General features: G+C 66.4%; 19 protein-coding genes. 6 read left to right on the top strand and 13 right to left on the bottom strand.

Annotated features, from left to right (window positions below):
- Positions 1-9 precede the first annotated feature (9 nt).
- From K1T73_RS05770 to K1T73_RS05750, 5 genes are all read left to right on the top strand, one after another.
- Positions 10-1,944: an AAA family ATPase gene (locus K1T73_RS05770; RefSeq protein WP_220603018.1), complete on the top strand. Its 1,935-nt coding sequence runs from the start codon at positions 10-12 to the stop codon at positions 1,942-1,944.
- Between the two features lie 341 nt (positions 1,945-2,285).
- Positions 2,286-2,750: a hypothetical protein gene (locus tag K1T73_RS05765; protein WP_220603017.1), complete on the top strand. Its 465-nt coding sequence runs from the start codon at positions 2,286-2,288 to the stop codon at positions 2,748-2,750.
- On the top strand, positions 2,751-4,100 hold the full coding sequence (locus tag K1T73_RS05760) for a DUF6638 family protein (RefSeq protein ID WP_220603016.1): 1,350 nt from the start codon (positions 2,751-2,753) through the stop codon (positions 4,098-4,100).
- A gap of 4 nt (positions 4,101-4,104) precedes the next feature.
- A complete protein-coding gene (locus K1T73_RS05755; RefSeq protein WP_220603015.1) occupies positions 4,105-4,371 on the top strand; it encodes a hypothetical protein in 267 nt (88 codons plus the stop codon).
- Between the two features lie 10 nt (positions 4,372-4,381).
- Positions 4,382-5,026 carry a DUF1523 family protein gene (locus K1T73_RS05750; RefSeq protein WP_220603014.1) on the top strand — a complete coding sequence of 215 codons (645 nt, stop codon included), beginning with the start codon at positions 4,382-4,384 and terminating at the stop codon, positions 5,024-5,026.
- 39 nt (positions 5,027-5,065) lie between these two features.
- Here K1T73_RS05750 and K1T73_RS05745 read toward each other — a convergent pair whose 3' ends face one another.
- The 8 genes from K1T73_RS05745 to K1T73_RS05710 all read right to left on the bottom strand — a co-directional run bounded on the left by K1T73_RS05745 (position 5,066) and on the right by K1T73_RS05710 (position 14,329).
- Complete coding sequence (locus K1T73_RS05745) at positions 5,066-6,346, bottom strand: amidohydrolase family protein (protein ID WP_220603013.1); 1,281 nt, start codon at positions 6,344-6,346, stop codon at positions 5,066-5,068.
- Positions 6,346-7,293, bottom strand: coding sequence for an ABC transporter permease (locus K1T73_RS05740; RefSeq protein WP_220603012.1), 948 nt, complete (start codon positions 7,291-7,293; stop codon positions 6,346-6,348). The genes K1T73_RS05745 and K1T73_RS05740 overlap by 1 nt, the downstream gene beginning before the upstream one ends.
- Positions 7,294-7,295: 2 nt before the next feature.
- Positions 7,296-8,348: an ABC transporter permease gene (locus K1T73_RS05735; RefSeq protein ID WP_220603011.1), complete on the bottom strand. Its 1,053-nt coding sequence runs from the start codon at positions 8,346-8,348 to the stop codon at positions 7,296-7,298.
- A complete protein-coding gene (locus K1T73_RS05730) occupies positions 8,338-9,876 on the bottom strand; it encodes an ABC transporter ATP-binding protein (RefSeq protein ID WP_220603010.1) in 1,539 nt (512 codons plus the stop codon). The genes K1T73_RS05735 and K1T73_RS05730 overlap by 11 nt, the downstream gene beginning before the upstream one ends.
- Entirely contained in the window at positions 9,873-10,907 is a 1,035-nt protein-coding gene (locus tag K1T73_RS05725) for a BMP family protein (RefSeq protein ID WP_220603009.1), read from the bottom strand. Before K1T73_RS05725 ends, K1T73_RS05730 begins: the two co-directional genes overlap by 4 nt.
- Before the next feature lie 177 nt (positions 10,908-11,084).
- Positions 11,085-12,512, bottom strand: a complete 1,428-nt coding sequence (locus tag K1T73_RS05720) for a TRAP transporter large permease (RefSeq protein ID WP_220603008.1) — start codon at positions 12,510-12,512, stop codon at positions 11,085-11,087.
- Between the two features lie 15 nt (positions 12,513-12,527).
- Entirely contained in the window at positions 12,528-13,160 is a 633-nt protein-coding gene (locus tag K1T73_RS05715; protein WP_220603007.1) for a TRAP transporter small permease subunit, read from the bottom strand.
- A 152-nt stretch (positions 13,161-13,312) separates the two neighbouring features.
- Positions 13,313-14,329, bottom strand: a complete 1,017-nt coding sequence (locus tag K1T73_RS05710; RefSeq protein ID WP_220603006.1) for a C4-dicarboxylate TRAP transporter substrate-binding protein — start codon at positions 14,327-14,329, stop codon at positions 13,313-13,315.
- Between the two features lie 210 nt (positions 14,330-14,539).
- On the opposite strand from K1T73_RS05710, the gene K1T73_RS05705 reads away from it, so the two are divergent.
- Positions 14,540-14,911, top strand: coding sequence for a hypothetical protein (locus tag K1T73_RS05705; protein ID WP_220603005.1), 372 nt, complete (start codon positions 14,540-14,542; stop codon positions 14,909-14,911).
- A 59-nt stretch (positions 14,912-14,970) separates the two neighbouring features.
- Here K1T73_RS05705 and K1T73_RS05700 read toward each other — a convergent pair whose 3' ends face one another.
- The 5 genes from K1T73_RS05700 to K1T73_RS05680 form a co-directional block, all read right to left on the bottom strand.
- Complete coding sequence (locus K1T73_RS05700) at positions 14,971-15,669, bottom strand: L,D-transpeptidase (RefSeq protein ID WP_220603004.1); 699 nt, start codon at positions 15,667-15,669, stop codon at positions 14,971-14,973.
- 57 nt (positions 15,670-15,726) lie between these two features.
- A complete protein-coding gene (locus tag K1T73_RS05695) occupies positions 15,727-16,044 on the bottom strand; it encodes a hypothetical protein (protein WP_220603003.1) in 318 nt (105 codons plus the stop codon).
- 128 nt (positions 16,045-16,172) lie between these two features.
- On the bottom strand, positions 16,173-16,958 hold the full coding sequence (locus K1T73_RS05690) for a carnitinyl-CoA dehydratase (RefSeq protein WP_220603002.1): 786 nt from the start codon (positions 16,956-16,958) through the stop codon (positions 16,173-16,175).
- On the bottom strand, positions 16,948-17,577 hold the full coding sequence (locus K1T73_RS05685) for a DJ-1/PfpI family protein (protein WP_259400456.1): 630 nt from the start codon (positions 17,575-17,577) through the stop codon (positions 16,948-16,950). Before K1T73_RS05685 ends, K1T73_RS05690 begins: the two co-directional genes overlap by 11 nt.
- Positions 17,574-19,604, bottom strand: coding sequence for an acetate--CoA ligase family protein (locus tag K1T73_RS05680; RefSeq protein ID WP_220603001.1), 2,031 nt, complete (start codon positions 19,602-19,604; stop codon positions 17,574-17,576). The genes K1T73_RS05685 and K1T73_RS05680 overlap by 4 nt, the downstream gene beginning before the upstream one ends.
- Positions 19,605-19,704: the final 100 nt, after the last annotated feature.

Here is a 19,704-nt window from a genome sequence, read left to right as displayed (position 1 = left end):
AGACACGACATGACCCTTACCGCCGACACGATGGAGCTTCGCGAGGCCGACATCACCAAGCACTACGAGGCCGCCAACGCGATGCTCGGGGGCTTCGACCATGCGCCCCGGGTCGGCAAACCCGCGGCCACCGATACCTCCGAACGCTCCTCCGGGATCGGCACGCGCCGCCGCTTCCGCTCCACCACGCCGGGGCTCGTCACCCGCCAGACCGCGCGCCCCGAGGGCGTCCACCTCGCCGGGCGGATCACCTCCGCCGATGACGACGATCCGCTCACCTCGCCCTTGCAGGCCACGCTCCTGCACGCGCTCCGCCGCGCGCTTTCCATCGCGATGGCGATGGGAGAAACCTACGCCGAGACCACGGGCCTTTCGGACCTGCGCCGCAAGAACCTGGCAGGCTCCCTTCCCGCCGACCGCAAGACCGAGTTCACCGACCTCATGACCGCCGAGGCACTCATAGTGGCGCATGTCTTCGGCAATGCCACGGCATTCCTGCTTGCGCCTCACGGCTCCGAAACCACGGTCGAGGTGGGCGAGGCCGAGGAACTTCTGACCGACAACGCCCAGATGGCCCTTCACGGCGCACTGTGGGAGCTTGACCAGAAGATCGCGCGCCACGCCCCCGACGACGCCCATCTCGTTGCCACCGCGCTCGCCTATTCCGAGGCGCTCATGGAGAAGGCCGCCCAGCGCGCCCAGACCGCGCAGCGCACGGCCCCCTTCACCGGCGCCTCCTGGCGCGTCGAGGCGGATGATTTCACCATTCGCGGCTTCACCCCCTCGTCCAAGGGAAAATCCTCGACCCTCACCATGACCTTCAAGAAACCGCACGAGGTCGTGGGCAACCACATCGCGAAATACCAGGCGCTGAAGCTTTCCAAGATGTTGATGGCCTACGATTTCGACCGCCGCCTCAACCCGTTCGCCGAACTGGGCGGCTTCATCTTCACCTTCATGGGCGACGGGATGCCGGGCACGGGCAAGACCACGCTCATTCAGATGATGGCGGGGCTCATCAAGGGCTATTGCGACACCGCGGGCTATCCCTTCCGCTACCAGAACCTCTCGACCGAGAGCATCGACAGCTACCAGGGCAAGTCGGCGCAGAACGCCAAGGCGTTCATCAACAACGTCCTCGATCCCGGCGTAATCGGCTTCGGCACCATCGACGACATCGACCAGCTTGCGGGGAAGCGCGGCGACCGCCAGTCCTCGGCGGGCCAGCTCGAGATCACCGCCGTGCTGATGGAGAGCTTCGCGGGCGCCAACACGGTGGTGCGCGGCAACTGCACCTTCGGCATGTTCTCCAACTACCCCGAGAACGTGGACGACGCGCTCCGCCAACGCGCCGGCGCGCGCTTCCTCGTCGACGGGCCGCAGACGCGCGAGGATTACATCGACATCCTCCACCTGCTCATGGGCCGCAACCACGACATCCCGCTGGGCGATCACGAGGTCTATGCCGCGCAGGAGATCAAGAAGGCCGTCGCCAAGAGCTTCGAGAGCCACATGAGGCCCCACGAGGACAGGCTCCTGCGCGTCTACGAGCGCGTGGCGGACGATCTCGGGCAACTCGACACGATCGCCAAGCTCGGCACCTATCTCAAGGCCATCCAGGAGGCCGACCCCCGCTTCACCGGCCGCGCGATCAAGAACATCACCGACGCGGTGAAGGTCCGCGCGATGGATTTCGAACTGCCGGACGAGTGGATGGAAGAGCCCGACCTGTTCCTCTTCAAGAGCTACGACGAGAAGAAAGCCATGATCGAGGAGCTGCGCCAGCCGATCACAGTCGAGATGGTCATCCAGGAGATCAACCGCTACGCCGACAGCGAATTCCGCTATGCCGACAAGTCCGACGAAGCCGCCATCGAGGCCATGGTGCGGGAGTATGGGCGAACGGAAGAGGCTAAGAAACGGTATCTGGAGGGGAAGAAATGACCCCCGTGCCACCCGTCCCGGGCCTGACCCGGGACCTACCTGATCCTATCCCCGCCCGCCCCGGGCTTGACCCGGGGCCTCTGCGATCGCTGAAGGAGGCCCCGGGTCAAGCCCGGGGCGTGCATCTTGTAAGGTCCCCGGTCGGGCCGTGCCCTCCCTGGTGGGCGCGTGCGGAACGGATATTCAGAGCGCACATCCCAAAGCTCACACGCCGCACGAGCGAGGCACGACGTCGCCAACGCGCCCTCCTGGGGGAGGGAGGGCGCGGCCCGGCCGGGGGCCGGGCGAGTGGTTTGCATGATATCTCAACGAGATCATTACCACTGTTTCAGAACCACAAGTTGAAAGTTGCCCTATCTATTTTCGCGCTCGCCTCATTCGCGATGCCGTCGGAAGCGCAGGACGCAGACGGGGATTACAACAAGATGGGTAAGTTAGCGTACGCCCAATGGGAATGTGCAGCATTGGCCGCCAAAACCGAAAAATATCAAAAAATAGGCCTGTACCTTTTTGAGAGTGGACACCAAAAACTAACGGGTTTCGTTACCGCTTGGAATGAAGGCAAACTCACCGAAGAAGACACTGACGAAGTGCCTATTGGAATCAGCTTACGATTGATCCGGGGTCCAACTGTTGATTTTTCGCTGGGTTACATGTGGGCACAGTTTCTCGCAGAAGCAGAAGAGAAAACTTTCGATTCTGACCTACAAGCTCCCTACGAAGAGCTCAGAGAGTTGCAGATGATAACGGCTGAAGAAGCCTATCGAGAAAAGAAGTGCGACCTTCTGGTGGAGCGCGAAGATTAAATGAACCGCCTCATCCGCACCGGCCTCATGTTCGGCAACCTCATCCACGTGGCCTCCCCCGCCCTCGTGGAGCGCTACAACCGCGCGCTCGAGCACCTGACCGGCCGCACCACCGCCCTCACCGATTTCTACATCGACATTTCCGGCTACTCCCCCGAGGTGGGTCACGAGTTCGGCGATCACGACTACCTCAACCACGCGGGCGTCAACCGGCAGTTCATCCTGCTCACCACCCAGCAGAAGACCGCCCCGCTGCTCAATGCCAAGTTCTCCACCTCGCGCGGCGTCCTGCGGCAGTTCATCGAGGCGAACGAAGCGGCGCTCTTTGCCCTCACCACCCGCGACGCGGTGGCGGGCGAGCTGGCCAACTCGGTCTATGACATGGCCACCCCCGCCCGCCTTTTCGACATCCGCCGCGTGACGGTGGAGGCCGACACCACCGGCGGCGCCCTCCGTCAGGCTCGCGCGCTCGAGAAGAAGATCGACCGCTTCCTCAACGAGCAGGATGCCTGGTTCGATGACGTGCTCATCGCCGAGATGATCGGCCTCGCCCAGGAAACGGGCGACATCGTGCGCAATCCCGTGACGCTGGCCGAGATGAGCTTCGAACAGCGCAATTTCTGGACCGCCCATTTCGGCGGCGCCTACATATTCCAGGCCGTGCCGCACCCCGCCCTCGTCACCCCCGGCGACCCCGCCACCTTCGACGGTGCGCCCATCGCGCAGGTGCTCGGCTTCGACGACCGCAACCGCATCGCGCGCTTCCTCGAAGACAACGCGCTGGCCGAGCCCATCGTCAAGGCGCGAGGCATCGACGCGGGCGCGATCCTGCGGCAGAAGATGGATTTCATCGTGGTCGACGCGCTGGCCGACAGCGGCCTCGACCTCGCCGGGCTCACCCGCATCGACATGCGCCGCCTCGCGCGCCAGAACGCCGAGCGCCTGCCGCAGGAGTTCCACGCGCTCGCCGCCCTCGTCAACTGGGCCGAGAACGACGGCCCATGGCCCGCCATCACCTCCGAGCATCCGGCCTATTTCCACACGCTCCGCGCCGCCGACACGCCCGATGCCGACCTCGTCAACATGCTGCTGGCCGAGCTTGCCCCCAAGGATATCCGGCAGCTCTTCATCTGTCACAAGCAGGCCTTCTACGACCGCTACCGCACGTGGTCGGAAACCAAGAAGGAATATGTGGTCGATTTCCTCGTGAACGAGTATCAGGTGGACAAGCTCGGCACGCGCAAGGCCCTTTTCGGCCATGACGCACCGATGGAGGACCCCGCCCCGCCGCCGCCCGTCTCCGAGGCGACCATCGCGCGCGTGGGCCCTTGGGGCCCGGTGAGGAGGTAGAGGAATGTTCGCACTGGCCCGGCTCGTTGTCATCGGTTTCGTGGTGCTCACGATCATCTACGTGATCCTGTCGCTCTGGTCCCGCTCCGTGCGCCGTGGCAAGCTCAAGCGAGAATGGGAGGAAGGCGGCCACGAAGGGGATTACGACGCGTTCATCGAGAAGGGGCTCAAGGAATACGACGGCTCGGTGCGTCGCAAGCTGATCCTCGGGGTCTACATCATCCCCATCTGCCTTGTCGGGATCATCATCTATCTGACCAATTTCCACTGAAAGGGTCGTCATGGTCTATGTGAAATGGGCGTTCTGGATCACCTTCTGGGTCATCGTCGCCGCCTTCTTCCACTATACGCTGCCGCAACGCGACACGGTGCGCATCGTCAACACCTACGAGGAAAACATCAACCTCGACGACTGGACGCGCATCTTCTGGTCCGAACCCGACGACTCCTCGGGCGTCCGTGACAGCCGCTACGTGCAGTTCATCCAGGCCGTGCGTCCCAACGGCAAGCCCATCGTCTACCGCAACGAGGATACGGGCTGGAACTGGCCGCCCTACTTCAAGTTCGACACCGCCAATCTCTATACCGATGCCAACGATGCCATTTCGACCAAGGCCGATCCCGAATGGGTCTCGATCAAGCATTACGGCTGGCGCAACGAGTTCTTGACGATCTTTCCCAATGCCATCTCGATCAAGCCCGTCCCCGGCCCCGATTACTGGCGGTTTCCCTGGGTCAACACGATCATCCTGACGCTCTTCTTCGCATTCGTCTGGGCGATCTGGGCGCGCTGGCGCCGCTTCCGCGCACGTCGGATCGACCCCATGCTCGATGATATCGACGCCCGCTGGGATGCGGCGGGGGACGCCTATGTCGACCGGCGCTCGCGCTTCAAACGCTGGCGCGACACTTGGCGGTCGAGGTAGGCCGGCCGCCGCGCGTCCCGGCGCGATCCGCGCGCCGGGTCAGACCGCGTGCCGCCGCCTCACGCGCCCGGGCCGCCCCGCAATGCTGAGCCGCGCGTCGTTTCGAGCCTTCTCCGAGACGACCTTGCCCTTCGACACGACGCACAGCCTGTCCGGCCTGAGCCGAAGCGCCTCTATCGGATCGCCCGCGTCGAGCACCACGAACGAGGCCTGCGCGCCCTCGTGCAACCCGTAATCCTCCAGATGCAGGATCGCGGCATTCTCGATCGTCACCATGTCGAAACACCGCCGCATCTCCTCGGGCGACGACATCTGTGCCACATGCAGCCCCATGAAGGCCACGTCGAGCATGTCGGCGGTGCCGAGCGGATACCACGGATCGCGCACGCAATCCTGGCCCCAGCCCACGCGGATTCCATGCGCCTGCATCTCCCTCACACGGGTCATGCCCCGACGCTTCGGGAACGTGTCGTGCCGCCCCTGGATCATGATGTTGATGAGCGGGTTGGGCACCGCCGAAACCTCTGCCTCCGCCATCAGCGGCAAGAGCTTCGAGACGTAATAATTGTCCATCGAATGCATCGAGGTGAGGTGCGAACCATTGACCCGGCCGTGAAGCCCCAAGCGCTGAGTCTCGGCGGTCAGGGTCTCGATATGGCGGCTCATCGGGTCGTCGCTCTCATCGCAATGCATGTCGACCATGAGACCCCGCTCCGCCGCGATCTTGCACAACTCGCGCACCGATGCCGCACCATCGGCCATCGTGCGCTCGAAATGCGGGATGCCGCCCACCACGTCCACCCCCATGTCGAGCGCACGGATCGTGTTCTCGCGCGCGGTCGGATCGCGCAGGAAACCATCCTGCGGAAAAGCCACCAGTTGCAGGTCGAGATAGGGTTTCACCACCTCGCGCACATGCAGCATCGCCTCCACGCCCTTGAGGCTGTCGTCGCAGGTGTCGACATGGCTGCGAATGGCCAGAAGGCCCATGCTCACCGCCCAGTCGCAGTAATCGAGCGCACGCGCGACCATCTCGTCCTGCGTCGTGACCTCCTTCAACTCGCCCCAGAGCGCGATCCCTTCAAGGAGCGTCCCGCTCGCATTGACACGCGGCAGGCCATAGCTCAGCGTCGCGTCGAGGTGGAAATGCGGGTCCACGAAGGGGGGCGAGACCAGGTCGCCCTCCGCGTCGATCCGGCGTCCGGCCTCTGCACCGGCCAGATCTCCCAGCGCCGCGATCCGGTTTCCCGACACGCCGATATCCGTCACCCGCCCATCGGGCAGCGTGCCGCCCGTCACCAGAAGGTCGAACTCCGCCATCACCGGTCTCCGCGATTGTAGGGCGTCATGAGCGCCGCCGGCACCTCGGCCCGCCGTGACATCAGGACCAGCGCCAGGATCGACAACACGTAGGGGATCATCAGGAACACCTGGTAGGGAATTTCCGCGCCCAGCCCGGTCTGCTGCAACCTGACCTGCAACGCGTCGAACGCGGCGAAAAGGAGTGCACCCAGCACCGCCTTCCCCGGCTTCCACGCGCCGAAGACCACCAGCGCGATGCAGATCCAGCCGCGCCCGTTCACCATCTCGAAGAAGAAGCTCGAAAAGGCCGACATCGTCAGGAACGCGCCACCCACCGCCATCAGGCCCGACCCGACGATCACTGCCCCCATCCTGAGCGCCGTCACCGAAAGCCCCTGCGCCTCGACCGCGCCGGGGTTCTCGCCCACCGCCCGCAGCGCGAGGCCGAGCGGCGAGCGATAGAGCACGATCCAGACCACCGCCGCGAGGATGAACGCGAGATAGGTCAGCGGCGTCTGCGCGAAAAGCGCCGGACCGATCAGCGGGATCTCCGACAGCAACGGGATCTCGAGCGGCTGGAACGGCTCGATCCGCGGCGGGCTCGTCACCTCGGGCAGCGCGAGACGATAGGCGAAATACGTCACCGATGTCGCCAGCAGGGTGATGCCAAGACCCACCACGTGCTGCGATAGGCCGAAGGGCACCGTCAGCGTCGCGTGCAGCAGGCCGAAAAGCATCCCCGCCCCCATCGCCACCGCCACCCCGGTCCAGAGCCCCGCCCCGGAATAGACCGCCATCCACCCCGCGAAGGCGCCCAGCACCATGATCCCTTCGATTCCGAGGTTCAGGATGCCCGCCCGCTCGCAGATCAACTCGCCCAGGGTCGCGAAGATGAGCGGCGAGGCGATGCGCACCGCCGCGGCCCAAAAGCTCGCCGAAAGGAGAATGTCGATGATCTGGTCCATGCCTACCCCCTCACCACGCGGAACCGCGTGAGCAGGATCGCCAGCACCATCAGCAGGAGCGCGGTCGCAAGCAGGATGTCCGCGATATAGGTGGGCACCGCCGCCGCGCGGCTCATGCTGTCGGCGCCCACGAAGATGCCCGCGACGAAAATGGCCGAGATGACCACAGCGCCCGGATGCAGGAGCGCCAGCATCGCCACGATGATGCCCGTGTAGCCGAAGCCCGGACTGATATCGAGCGTCAGGTTGCCCTTGAGTCCCGCCACTTCGGACCACCCCGCGAGCGCCGCGAGCCCGCCCGAAAGAAGCGCCGTCTTGACGAGGACGGCGCCCACCGGGATGCCCGCGAACCGCGCCGCCTGGGGGTTGAGACCGACCGCGCGGATCTCGTAGCCCAATGTCGTGCGCGCCTGGATGACCCAGATGACCGCCGCCGAGATGAGCGCGACGCCGAACCCCCAGTGCAAGCGCAACCCGTCCACGAGTCGCGGCAGCCGCGCCGCAGGATCGAGCGGCTCCGACTTGGGCCAGCCCATGCCCATCGGATCCTTGAGTGGCCCCTCGAGCAACATCGAGACGAAAAGCAGCATGATGAAGTTGAGAAGGAGCGTCGTCACCACCTCGTCCACCCCGAGCCGAACCTTGAGCATGACCGGGCCCAGAAGCAGCAGCGCACCCGCCAGCATCGCGGCAAGCGCCATCAGCGGGATCAGCAGGTACCAGGGCAGGAAACCGAGCGCGCCCGTGCCCAGCAGGACAGCCACAAGCGCGCCTGCATAGAATTGCGCCTCCGCCCCGATATTCCACAGCTTCGCGCGGAACGCGACCGCGACGGCGAGCCCGGTGAAGATGAGCGGCGTCGCGCGATTGAGCGTCTCGAGCAGCGCGAATTTCGATCCCGCCGCCCCCTTGAGGATGAGACCCAGCGTCTCGAACGGGTTGGCCCCCGCGAGAAGCGCCAGCCCCGACGCGATCACCACCGTCAGTGCCAGCGCGCCGGCGGGAAACCCCAGCGACCGCGCCAGCGTCGGATTGGCCACCGGCTCAAGCCGCATGTTCGAACCCCTGTCCCGCCATCCAGCCTCCCAGTTCCGCGGGCGTCATCGTCCCGCGTGCGAATTCCGGCGAAAGCCGCCCTTCCGACATGACGTGGATCACGTCCGATAAGGCCAGCACTTCGTCAAGATCCTCCGAGATGAGAAGCACCGCCGCACCGGCATCCCGCGCGGCGATCAGTTGCTCCTGCACATATGTCACCGCGCCGATATCGAGACCACGCACCGGCTGGTTGGCAAGGATGATCTCCGGTCCCGCCTCGAAGACGCGGCCAAGGATCAGCTTCTGCATATTGCCCCCCGAGAGCAGGCGGATTCGTGTGTCCGGCCCCGGACAGCGCACGTCGTATTTCCCGATCATCTCCTCGGTCAGATCCCGCGCCCGGCGCCAGTCCATCCAGCCGCGCCGCGAGAAGGGCGGTTTCGCGTAGCCCTCCAGCACCGCGTTCTCGGTCAGCGAGAAATCCGCGATCGTGCCCGTCCGGTGCCGGTCCTCGGGGATGCGCCCGATGCCGCGCGCCACCGCCGCGCGCGGGGACCAGTCGCGCACCGCCTCGCCCCCAAGGCGCATCTCGCCGTCGGTCGGCACGTCAAGCCCCGACAGCAGATCGGCCAGCGCCCCCTGCCCATTGCCGCTCACGCCCGCCAGCCCGGTGATCTGCCCCCGCCGCAGGTCGAGATCGACCGCCTTCAGGCCGGGCCTGTTGCCCTGCGGCGCCGTGCTCACCCGCTCGAGGCTCAGAAGCACCTCCCCCGGCGTCGCGGCGCGCGGCTCGATCTTCTTGATCTCGGCGCCGACCATCATCTCGGCCAGCTTGTGACGATCCGTCCTGCCGGTCTCCACCTCGCCGACCAGCTTGCCGTGCCTCAGCACCAGCACCCGGCTCGAAATCGCCATCACCTCGTGCAGCTTGTGCGAAATGAAGATGATCGAAAGCCCCTGCGCCACCGCCGTGCGCAGCGTCTCGAAAAGCGCGTCCGTCTCCTGCGGAGTGAGAACGGCGGTCGGTTCGTCGAGGATGAGGATGCGCGCATCACGGTAAAGCGCCTTGAGGATCTCCACCCTCTGCCTTTCGCCCACCGAAAGCGTCGCCACCTTGGCATCCGGGTCGACCCTCAGCCCGAAATCCTCGGCAAGCCGCTCGACCTTGCGCCGCGCGGCCCCCCGGCCCAGCCCCAGCCGCCACAACGGCTCGGTTCCCAAAAGAATGTTGTCGAGCACGCTCATGTTGTCGGCCAGCGTGAAATGCTGGTGCACCATGCCCACACCCGCCTCCAGCGCCGCCCCCGGCGCCCCGGGTGGCAGCGTCCGGCCGAAGACCTCGACCGTGCCCTCGTCGGCAGTGTAGTGGCCGAAGAGGATGTTCATGAGGGTCGTCTTGCCGGCCCCGTTCTCGCCCAATAGGGCGATCACCTCACCGCGGTTCAGATCGAAGCTGATCGCGTCATTCGCCGTGAGCGTGCCGAACCGCTTGGTGATGCCGGACAGGCGCAGGACGGTGTCCTGCGCCTCGGGTTGGTCTGTCATCGCGTCGATGTCGGCTCTTCGTCGTTGATCTCCACGGTGAACTCACCGGCCTTGATGGCTGCCTCGCGCTCGCGCACGAGGGCCATCGCGTCCTCGGGAACCTTGCCCTCGAACGTGCCCAGCGGGGCCAGCGACGCGCCGCCTTCCTTCATGAAGGAATAGACGCCGTAATTCTCGGCCTTGAACTCGCCCGCGCGGTATTTCTCGAGCGCCGCCTGAAGCGTCGGCTCGAAGTGCCAGATGGCCGAGGCGACGACCGTATCGGGATATTCCGACTGCGTGTCGATCACGTTGCCGATGGCCAGGATGCCCTTCTCCTGCGCGGCATCCGAAACACCGAACCGCTCGGCATAAAGCACGTCCGCGCCGTTCTCGATCATGGCAAACGCCGTTTCCTTGGCCTTGGGCGGATCGAACCACGACCCGATGAAGCTCACCTGGAAGACCGCGTCGGGCTTCACCTCGCGGACACCGGCCATGAAGGCATGCATCAGGCGGTTCACCTCGGGAATGGGGAAGCCGCCGACCATCCCGATATTGCCGCTCTCGCTCATCGCGCCCGCGATGATCCCGGTCAGGTAGGAGGCGTCCTGGATGTAGTTGTCGAACACGCCGAGGTTGGGATAACTCTCGTCCGCCGGAAATGAGGATCCCATCAGGAAGGCCGTGTCGGGATATTCCGCGATCACCTCGCGCGCTTCCTGCTCCACCGCGAACATCTCGCCGATGATCATGTCGACGCCGCTCTCGGCATATTCGCGCATCACGCGGGCGTAGTCGGTGTTCGAAACGCTCTCGCTGTAGTCATAGGAAATCTGCCCCGCTTCCTCGGCGGCCAGCGCGGCCTGGTGGATGCGGCTCACCCATTGCTGCTCGACCGGCACGGTGTAGATCGCGGCAACGGTGATCGGCTCCTGCGCCACGAGGCGCGAGGGCATCGCACCCAGCGCGGCAAAGGCCGCGGCAGCGGCCCCGCTCAGCAAAACGGTCCGGCGCGTCATGCGCGCGGTCAATGGCTTTCTGTCTGTCATGGCTGTCATCCCGTCCCAGTTGGTTGATTGATCTTCGAATTTGACCAAACGGTAAAGAGCAAATCGATTCGTGGCAATCTTCGGCCCGCTCTCCTGCGGTCATACCGACGAGCAAACCCGCCGCGTGTCAACCCGACGCAACCCAGACGGGCGAGCCGCCGGGCCCATGCCCGCGCGTCACAAAATGCATTGGCTCACATCCGCGCAGGTGAGCGAGGGCAGCCACAGCACGATATAGGGAAATGCCACCAGCAGCCCGATGGTGATCGCATCGGCGATGAAGAAGGGCATGACACCCCGGAACACGTCCTGCACGCTCAGGTCCGGCCGCACTCCCGCCACCACGAAACAGTTGAGCCCGATGGGCGGCGTGATGAGGCAGAACTCGGCCATCTTGACCACGAGGATCCCGAACCAGATCGCGCACATTGGGCCCGACATGCCGAAGGTGCTGTCCGCCGCGCTCACGAACTCGCCCCCGTTGAGCGCCATGACCGCCGGGTACACCACCGGCAGTGTCAGCAGCAGCATCCCGATCGCGTCCATGAACATGCCGAGGATCGCATATGCCAGGAGGATGCACACGAGGATCAGCATCGGCGAGACCGTCAGCGACGTGATCCAGTCCGCGAAAGCCCCCGGCAGGTCCGCGAAGCCGAGGAACCGCACGTAGATCAGCACGCCCCAGATGATCGTGAAGATCATGACCGAAAGCTTCGCGGTCTCCAGAAGCGCGTCCTTCAGCTCGGCCCAGCGCATGCCGCGCCACAGTGCCATCAGAAAGACGACAAAGGCCCCGATCGCCCCGCCTTCGGTCGGCGTGCCCCAGGCATCGCCGCCGAAGGGGTTGTAGACGAAGAAGATGATCGTCACGACCACGAACAGGATCGGCAGCGCGGGCGGCAGGGCCACGAACCGCTCGCGCCAGGTGAAGCCGCTCACCGGCGGGCCGAACCCCTTGATGGTCAGCGCGAGCCCGATGATCAGAAGCCCGTAGATGATGGCCGAGAAGGCACCGGGGATGAATCCCGCGAGCAGGAGCTTGCCCACGTCCTGCTCGACGATGATCGCGTAGATGACAAGGATCGCTGAAGGCGGGATGAGCGAGGCCAAGGTTCCGCCCGCCGCCACCACACCCGCCGCGAACCGCTTGTCATACCCGATCTTGAGCATCTCGGGGATGGCGATCCGCGCGAAAACGGCCGACGTGGCCACGCTCGCCCCCGAAACGGCGGCGAAACCGGCGGTCGCGAACACCGTCGAGACGGCAAGCCCGCCGGGCACCCAGGCGATCCACTTCTTCGCCGCGTCGAAAAGCGCGCGCGTCAGGCCCGCGAAATAGGCGAGGTATCCGATCAGGATGAAGGTCGGAATGAGGCTCAGCGCCTGCGCGCTCACCTTCGAATGCGGCACCTGCCCCGCGGTCTTCACCGCCACGGTCAGCGCCCAGCCGAACTCGTCACCGGCATAGCCCTTCTTCGACCAGAAGATCCAGACAAGCCCGATCAGCCCGCAAGCGGCGGCGGCAAAGGCCACGCGCATTCCCAGGATGACCATGACCAGAAGGCCGCCCGTGACGATCAGCCCGATGTCAATCGGCTCCATGCGCGCCGCCCCTCGTCATTCGTCCCGTCCCGAGACGTGCCGCGCTTCCTCGGCAGCCTGCGTCGCGGCATCCACGACCATCGGCACACCGGCCGGTCGCTCGGCCCCGGTGACAAGCGCTGTCGCATAGGTCACCGCCTGCAGGACCAGCCGCACGCAAAGCACCCCGAACGCCACCGGCGCGAGGAGCTTCGCGGGCCAGAGCGGAAGCGCGATGTCCATGCTGCTGTCCCGGCTCCACAACGGCGCGTTCCAGTCGAAGGACCGCTCGAAATGCGCCCAGCTTCCCCAGACCAGCAGCACCATCAGGCCCAGGATGACAAGCGTCGTGAGAAGCTCCACGAGCCACAGCGCCCGACCGCTCAGCTTGCCCACCAGAAGGTCCATGCGGATATGCCCGCCCTCGCGCTGCACCCACGAAATGCCCATGAAGGCGATGAGCGGCATTGCCTGCTCGATCCAGTCGACATAGCCCGGCAAGGGCTGGTTGAAGAAATTCCGCCCCGCCACCGACACGACCGCGAGCAGCATGAGCGCAAAGACCGCGATCCCGCTCAGAAGCGCCAGCAGCCGTTCGAGCCGCACCAGCGCGCGGTCCAGACGGCTCAGGATGCCGTCATCTGCATGGATCGCGGCACCACCGGCCATCGTCTCTCCCTGTCTGGCTGCTCATGTGGATGGGGAAGGCCCCGGATCAGGGCCGTGGCGCGGTGACCTCGCATCACCCGTCCCGGGCTCGACCCGGGACCTCGGCTTTCCCAGGAAACCGGCCCCCGGACCCATCCGGGGCCAGCCACGCCTCACTGGCTCTTCAGTTCCTCGAGCTTGCTCGTCGCGAAATCGTAGAGCTCCTGCCCCGGCAGCCCGCGGGCGTTCATGTCCTCGATCCAGGCCTGTGCCGCCGGTCCCGCGACCGACTCTTCGAACTTGGCAAGCTCTTCCTCCGAGAAGCTGATCTTCTCGATCCCCCGCTCCTCAAGTGCCGGGCCCCACTTCTCCATCGTGTTGTTGAGGTAATTCTCGACATAATAGTCGAGCGCCTCGTCCACCGAACCCAGGAGCGCCTCGCGATGCTCCTCGCTCAGGTCGTTGAGCGCATCGGTGTTGACGACGACCGGGCAATTCACCGTGCCCGGGTTGAGGTTCGTGGTCCACCAGTTCGCGTTCTCGATCGTGCCGAAGGACATATGCGCATGCGGCGCGAAGGCCGCGGCCTTGATGACCCCGCTGTCGAGCGACTGGCGCACTTCCGTGGCGCTCATCGACGTGGGCACCGCGCCGACCGCTTCCATCGCGCTGCCGATCCCGCCGGTGGCGCGCACGCTCAGACCTTCGAAATCGTCGAGGCTCTGCGGCGCATCGCCAAGGCCCACGAGGTTGTATTGCGGCATGGGCGAGGGCATCAGAAGCGTCGCGTTCCACCGCGCCAGGTCTTCCTTGACCGCCTCGTGCTCATAAAGCGCCTGGCTCAACTCGCGCTCCTGCTCGAGCGTCTCGACCCCGAGAAACGGAAGTTCCAGAACGGTGATCGTCGGGTTCTTGTCCCGGTGATAGCCCGCGCAGAACTGCGCCATCTCGAAGGCGCCGATGGAAATCCCGTCGAGGTTCTCCTTGTTCTTGCTGAGACCGCCGTAGCTGATGTTGAGCGTGAAGTCGCCATTGGTCTTCTCGCTCACCAGTTCCGCCAGCTTTTCGACATGCTCGGTGAAAGCCCGGCGCTTCCCCCAGAGAGACACGTTCCACTCCGTCGCCAGCGCTTCGCCCGCGAACCCGACCGCCAATGCCGCTACGGCGGCGCTTTTCAACATGATGCGCATTTCTTTCTCTCCCTGTTTATTATCTGGCTTTGGCTCCGACCATAAACGCTGCACCGGATTCGCCAACCCCCCGCGGGTCCGCCTCCGCCACCACCGGGAAGGCCCGCAGGCGGTTCGGGATGCAGGCCTTCTCTCGTCCAGGCATTTGACGAACCGGTTTCGAGCAATACCTGTAATCGGATAATTTTCTCACGTCAGGAGGAAATACTCATGTCTCTTGCACGACAAGTCCTGTCGGCAATCTGCCTGGTCCCGCTTTTCGCGGCACCGCTCGCCGCCGACGGCGTCCCGGCCCCGGAACAGCACCGCGCCATCGTCGACTGCCACGCCCGCCTGGGCAAGGCCGGCTGGCCGAAGATCAAGGCCGTCTATGTCGCGACGCCCTGGGGCGGCCCCACGGTCATGCGCGCCCTCCCCACCCGCCGGGTCAGCGCGGCCGAGGCCGCGTGGATCAATTCCTGCGCCGACAGGCTGCTCGGACGCGCCACCGTGCCGGTCAGGCTTGTGGTCAAACGGACCGGCCCCTGCCCGCCCCATGCACCGACGCTATACCGAGGCACGACCTACTGCATCGGGAACTGAGGGACCAAGCGCCTGCCCGAGGGCGAGCACGCGCCGCGCGCCCGCCCCGTGCCAGCCGGTCAGTAGATCGTCTCGAACCGCTCGGGCCGCATCGACGGCAGAACCGTCACGTCCGCGCCATGCACCGCCTTCGCGTGCAGGTGGATCACGTCCTGGTCCAGCATCCGGATACAGCCCGAGGACACCGCCCGCCCCAACTCGCGCGGCGATGCGCTTCCGTGGATGCGATAGAGCGTATCGACGCCGTTCTCGAACAGGTAGAGCGCCCGCGCACCCATCGGGTTGCCCGGGCCGGGGTCCATCCCGCCATTCGCGACCGAATAGGGCGCAAGCTCGGGCTGGCGGGCGATCATCTGCTCGGGCACCTTCCAGCGCGGCCAGCGGCGGCAGAACTGAAGCCGCGCCGTGCCTTCCCAGTCGCGCCCCGCCGCCCCAACGCTCACGGCATAGCGCGTGGCCGTCTCGGCATCGTCGAGGAAATGGAGCTCGCCGGAGCTCGGATCGACGATGATCGTGCCCGGCGCGCGATCGGGCCAGGGGTTCGCGACCTCTCTACGCCAATGCTCGGGCGCAAGCGTTCCGTCCGGCACGGCGGGCACCGGGTAGGGCTCGTCGGTGATCGCGCCATAGAAGTGCGGGCTGGGCGGGTAGCGCGGCGTCGTAAGGATTTGGCGGGGTTCCGTGGCCACGGATGGCCTGGTGCAGGCGCCAAGGCCCGCCGCCGCCCCGAGGGCGACAAAGCGTCTTCTCGTCAACATGGTCTGTAATCCTTCGCAAGGTCTGTCCGGGATGCGACGCATCGCGTCGCGTGACGGTCAGACCCCGCGCGGCGGCTCCGGCGGAGGCGCGCGCGGAAGATCGCGCCGCGCGACCCATTGCGGCGGACGAAGCCGTCCCGAGGACGCTCGCACCGTCGGGGATCCGGTTCCTGCGAAGAGAAGCGCGTGATCGACGCCGCAGACCGCCCCGGCCCGCAGCGCGCCCTTGCACGCCGCACCGGCCTTCGCCGAGGGACCGATCAGGACCGATGCCTGCGGTTCCGCCTTGGCGGTCCCGACGCGTCCCGGCGCCGTGACCAGCGACAGTAGGGCCAGGATGACGGCCAGCGTGACGATATGCGCGACTTTCGACATCGTGCGAAGAGATGACCGAAGCCCGGGGCGCGGGCAACCCCGCCCCGATCACATCCCCGTGCGCCGCCCCGCACCCACGGCGCGGCGCTTCCTCCTGCATCGCCTAATCCCGTCGCACCAGTTTTCGTCTAACGCCCCTTCCAGACCGGATCGCGCTTCTCGGCGAAGGCGCGCGCGCCCTCCTTCTGATCCTCCGAGGAATAAAGCACGTCGACCGTCTCGAACTGCCGCCCGTTGATACGGTTCATCGCGTCCTGGAAGGTCATCGCCTCGGCCTCGCGCACGATCTCCTTGATCGCGGCATAGACAAGCGGCGGGCCCGAAGCGAGGTGATCGGCCAGCTTTCGCGCCTCGTCCATCAGCTCGTCCGCCGGCACGATGCGGTTGATCATGCCCCAGCGCGCGGCCTCCTCCGCGTCGATCCAGCGCCCGGTGAGCAGCATCTCCATCGCGATGTGAAAGGGAATGCGCTTGGGCAGCTTGATCGACGCCGCATCCGCCACCGTGCCCGACCTGATCTCCGGCAGCGCGAAGCTCGCGTGATCGGCCGCAAGGATGATGTCCGCCGACAGCGCCCATTCCAGGCCCCCGCCGCAGCAGATACCGTTCACCGCGGCGATGATCGGCTTGTTCATCGCGCGCAACTCCTGGATGCCGCCGAAGCCGCCCACGCCATAGTCGCCATCGACCTCGTCGCCATCTGCGGCGGCCTTCAGGTCCCAGCCGGGGCAGAAGAACTTCTCGCCCGCCCCGGTGATCACCGCGACGCGCAGATCGTCATCGTCGCGGAAGTCGCGGAACACCTCGCCCATCATGCGGCTGGTCTTCAGGTCGATCGCGTTGGCCTTGGGCCGGTCGAGCGTCACCTCGAGCACGTGGCCCCGCCGGTCTGTCCTGATCGGGTTATCGCTCATCTCGTCTCTCCTTCCAGTCGGTTGCAAAGGGATCCGCACCGGGATCGTCGTTCCAGATATATTCCGCCTCGTGCGCGGCCTGTCGCGCGGCCTCGCGACCAAGCAGCCGTGCCATCAGGGCCAGCGCCATGTCCATCCCCGCACTCACCCCCGAGGCGGTGAAGACCTTGTCCGTCTCGATCCAGCGCGCCGCGGGTCGCCAATCGACCGCCGACCGCGTCCCCGCGACCCAGGCGAAGGCGCGCTTGTTCGTGGTGGCGGCGCGTCCGTCCAGGTGCCCCGCCGCCGCCAGCAGCACCGCACCGGTGCAAACCGAGGCGAGGATCTCGGCCCGCGCCCCGGTATCCCGCAACCACGCGAGCAGCACCTCGTTCTCGACTTCCCCCCGCGTGCCCGGCCCCCCGGGCACGAGCAGGATATCCACATAGGCCAGATCGGCAAATCCCGCCTCGGCCACGGTCGCCGGACCATTCGCCGCCGGAACCGGCCCCGCGCGCTCGGCCACCGTCGCGATCTCGAACGCATCGGGACGCATCGCGAACATCTCGAGCGGCCCGTAGAGATCGAGCATCTCGAACCCGGGAAAGAGCAGCGCCCCGAGCTTGCGGCGCGCCGTCACCGGCCCACGCGGATCAACGCATCCGCCGCCACCGCCTTGTCAGGCGTGACCATGAGCGGGTTGATCTCCACCTCTTCCAGCATCTCGCGATGGGCCTCGACATAGGATTGAACCGCCAGAACCTCATCGACGATCGCGGCCATGTCCGCACCCGGCTTTCCGCGATACCCCGAAAGAACCGGCGCGATACGAAGCCGGTCGAGCGCCGTGCGTAGCTCCGTCTCCGTCACCGGCAGCAGGAGCGACACGCTGTCACGCAGGATCTCGGTGAGCGTGCCGCCCGCCCCGAGCGTGAGTACGAAACCATGCGCCGGATCGCGCACCACGCCGACCAGAAGCTCGGCCACGGCCCCGGTCACCATTTCCTCGACGAGGAAGCGTTCGCAGCCCATGGCGCGCGCCGCGGCTTCGACCTCATCGGGGCCGAGATCGAGCGCGACGAGCCCCGCCTCGGTCTTGTGCGCGACGCCCGCGCCCTTCAGCACGACCCGCCCGCCGATCCGCGCCGCAGCCTCGGCAGCCGCGTGCGCCCCCGTGGCCTCCTCGGCCCGCGCCACCGTCACCCCGTGCCGCGCCAGCGCCGCCTTGGCCTCGGCCTCACTCAGCGTCACCGGCTCCTCCGGCTCTCCCGGCAACAGCACGGGCGGCGCCGCTTCCCTTGCCTCGCCCAGCCGCGCGGCACAGGCGATGGCGGTGATCGCATCGTCGAGCCCCTGCATGGGCACGACGCCCTCCGCCACCAGCTTCGCCGCGACTTCCTCCGACAGGCCCTCGGGCAGGCTCGCGACCACCGCGACGGGCCGCCCGGCCTGGCGCGATGCCGCGCCCGTCGCGGCGATCACGCAATCCCACTGGTGATCGCTGCATCGGTCGGTGCGCGGGAAATCCGCGATCACGACACCCATCGCCACGTCGCCCCGCAGCGCGGCGGTGAAGGTGCGTGTCATGGCATCGACATCGTCCCAGATATAGGTGTGGTAATCGAGCGGATTGGCCAGCGCCACCTTCGGCCCCAGCGCCGCGCGCAGCCCCTCGCTCTGCGTCTCGCTCAACGGCGGAAAGGCGATGCCCCGCCCCAGCGCGCTGTCGGCCATGAGGCTCGCCTCGCCACCCGAACAGGAAAGCGACACGATCCGGTTCGTCGGCAACGGCCCCGCGAAATGCAGAAGTTTCAGCGTCTCGAGAAGCGCGGGCAGGCTCTCGACCCGCGCGATCCCGAGCCGCTCGAGCAGCGCGCGCGCGCCCGCGTCCGACCCGGCGACCGAGGCGGTATGCGACACCGCGGCGCTCTGGGCCTGTTGCGACTTGCCGACCTTGAGCGCCACGATCGGCTTGCCGAGGCTCCGCGCGCGCGCCGCCAACGCCTCGAAGGCGCGCAGGTCGCCCACCCCCTCGATATGCAGGCCCAGCGCCGTGACGCGGCTGTCCTCGAGCAGCGCCGCGCCGATCTCGGACAGCCCGGTCTGCGCCTGGTTCCCGGCCGTCGCGACGTAGGCAAGCGGCAGCCCGCGCGCCTGCATGGTCATGTTGATCGCCATGTTCGAGCTTTGCGTCAGGATCGCCACCCCGCGTTCCTGCCGCACCCCGCCATGCTGGTCCGGCCAGAGAAGCGCCCCATCGAGGTAGTTGATGAAACCGTAGCAGTTCGGCCCCACGATGGGCATGTCGCCCGCCGCCTCCAGGAGGGCCGCCTGCAAGCTCTCGCCGTCGCCCGTCTCGGCCTGCGCCTCGCGGAAGCCGCTGGCGAAACAGACCGCGCCGCCCGCGCCCATCCGGGCGAGTTCCGCCACCATCTCGACGGTCAGCGCGCGGTTCACGCCCACGAAAACGGCATCCGGCACGCCCGGCAGCGCGTCGAGCGAGGGGTGCGCGGCCACGCCGCCCACTGTCTCGCGGCTCGGGTGGACCGGCCAGACCGGGCCATCGAACCCCATCTTGCGGCATTGTTCGATCACGTTGGCACACCAGAAGCCGCCGCCGATCACGGCGATGGATTTCGGTTGGAAAAGGCGGGTGAGGTCACGCATGGGGCTGCTGCTCCGACATGATTGTTTTGCCTCCGGCGGGGATACTTGATGCAAGAAGAAGGCGCGCTCACCGAATGTTAACCACGCGCCCCCATCCTCG

The sequence above is a fragment of the Roseovarius sp. SCSIO 43702 genome (assembly GCF_019599045.1).
Taxonomy (GTDB): domain Bacteria; phylum Pseudomonadota; class Alphaproteobacteria; order Rhodobacterales; family Rhodobacteraceae; genus Roseovarius.
The sequence above is the reverse complement of the archived record's forward strand: the minus strand, read 5'-3'. Positions and strand labels throughout refer to the sequence as shown.

Excerpts from the sequence above, each read along its gene's own strand:
- K1T73_RS05760 (WP_220603016.1), top strand. The coding sequence starts at position 2,751 with ATGAACCGCCTCATCCGCACCGGCCTCATGTTCGGCAACCTCATCCAC.
- K1T73_RS05740 (WP_220603012.1), bottom strand. The coding sequence starts at position 7,293 with ATGGACCAGATCATCGACATTCTCCTTTCGGCGAGCTTTTGGGCCGCG.
- K1T73_RS05715 (WP_220603007.1), bottom strand. The coding sequence starts at position 13,160 with ATGGCCGGTGGTGCCGCGATCCATGCAGATGACGGCATCCTGAGCCGT.
- K1T73_RS05770 (WP_220603018.1), top strand. The coding sequence starts at position 10 with ATGACCCTTACCGCCGACACGATGGAGCTTCGCGAGGCCGACATCACC.
- K1T73_RS05720 (WP_220603008.1), bottom strand. The coding sequence starts at position 12,512 with ATGGAGCCGATTGACATCGGGCTGATCGTCACGGGCGGCCTTCTGGTC.
- K1T73_RS05725 (WP_220603009.1), bottom strand. The coding sequence starts at position 10,907 with ATGACAGACAGAAAGCCATTGACCGCGCGCATGACGCGCCGGACCGTT.
- K1T73_RS05755 (WP_220603015.1), top strand. The coding sequence starts at position 4,105 with ATGTTCGCACTGGCCCGGCTCGTTGTCATCGGTTTCGTGGTGCTCACG.
- K1T73_RS05750 (WP_220603014.1), top strand. The coding sequence starts at position 4,382 with ATGGTCTATGTGAAATGGGCGTTCTGGATCACCTTCTGGGTCATCGTC.
- K1T73_RS05705 (WP_220603005.1), top strand. The coding sequence starts at position 14,540 with ATGTCTCTTGCACGACAAGTCCTGTCGGCAATCTGCCTGGTCCCGCTT.
- K1T73_RS05695 (WP_220603003.1), bottom strand. The coding sequence starts at position 16,044 with ATGTCGAAAGTCGCGCATATCGTCACGCTGGCCGTCATCCTGGCCCTA.
- K1T73_RS05690 (WP_220603002.1), bottom strand. The coding sequence starts at position 16,958 with ATGAGCGATAACCCGATCAGGACAGACCGGCGGGGCCACGTGCTCGAG.
- K1T73_RS05710 (WP_220603006.1), bottom strand. The coding sequence starts at position 14,329 with ATGCGCATCATGTTGAAAAGCGCCGCCGTAGCGGCATTGGCGGTCGGG.
- K1T73_RS05745 (WP_220603013.1), bottom strand. The coding sequence starts at position 6,346 with ATGGCGGAGTTCGACCTTCTGGTGACGGGCGGCACGCTGCCCGATGGG.
- K1T73_RS05680 (WP_220603001.1), bottom strand. The coding sequence starts at position 19,604 with ATGCGTGACCTCACCCGCCTTTTCCAACCGAAATCCATCGCCGTGATC.
- K1T73_RS05700 (WP_220603004.1), bottom strand. The coding sequence starts at position 15,669 with ATGTTGACGAGAAGACGCTTTGTCGCCCTCGGGGCGGCGGCGGGCCTT.
- K1T73_RS05735 (WP_220603011.1), bottom strand. The coding sequence starts at position 8,348 with ATGCGGCTTGAGCCGGTGGCCAATCCGACGCTGGCGCGGTCGCTGGGG.
- K1T73_RS05730 (WP_220603010.1), bottom strand. The coding sequence starts at position 9,876 with ATGACAGACCAACCCGAGGCGCAGGACACCGTCCTGCGCCTGTCCGGC.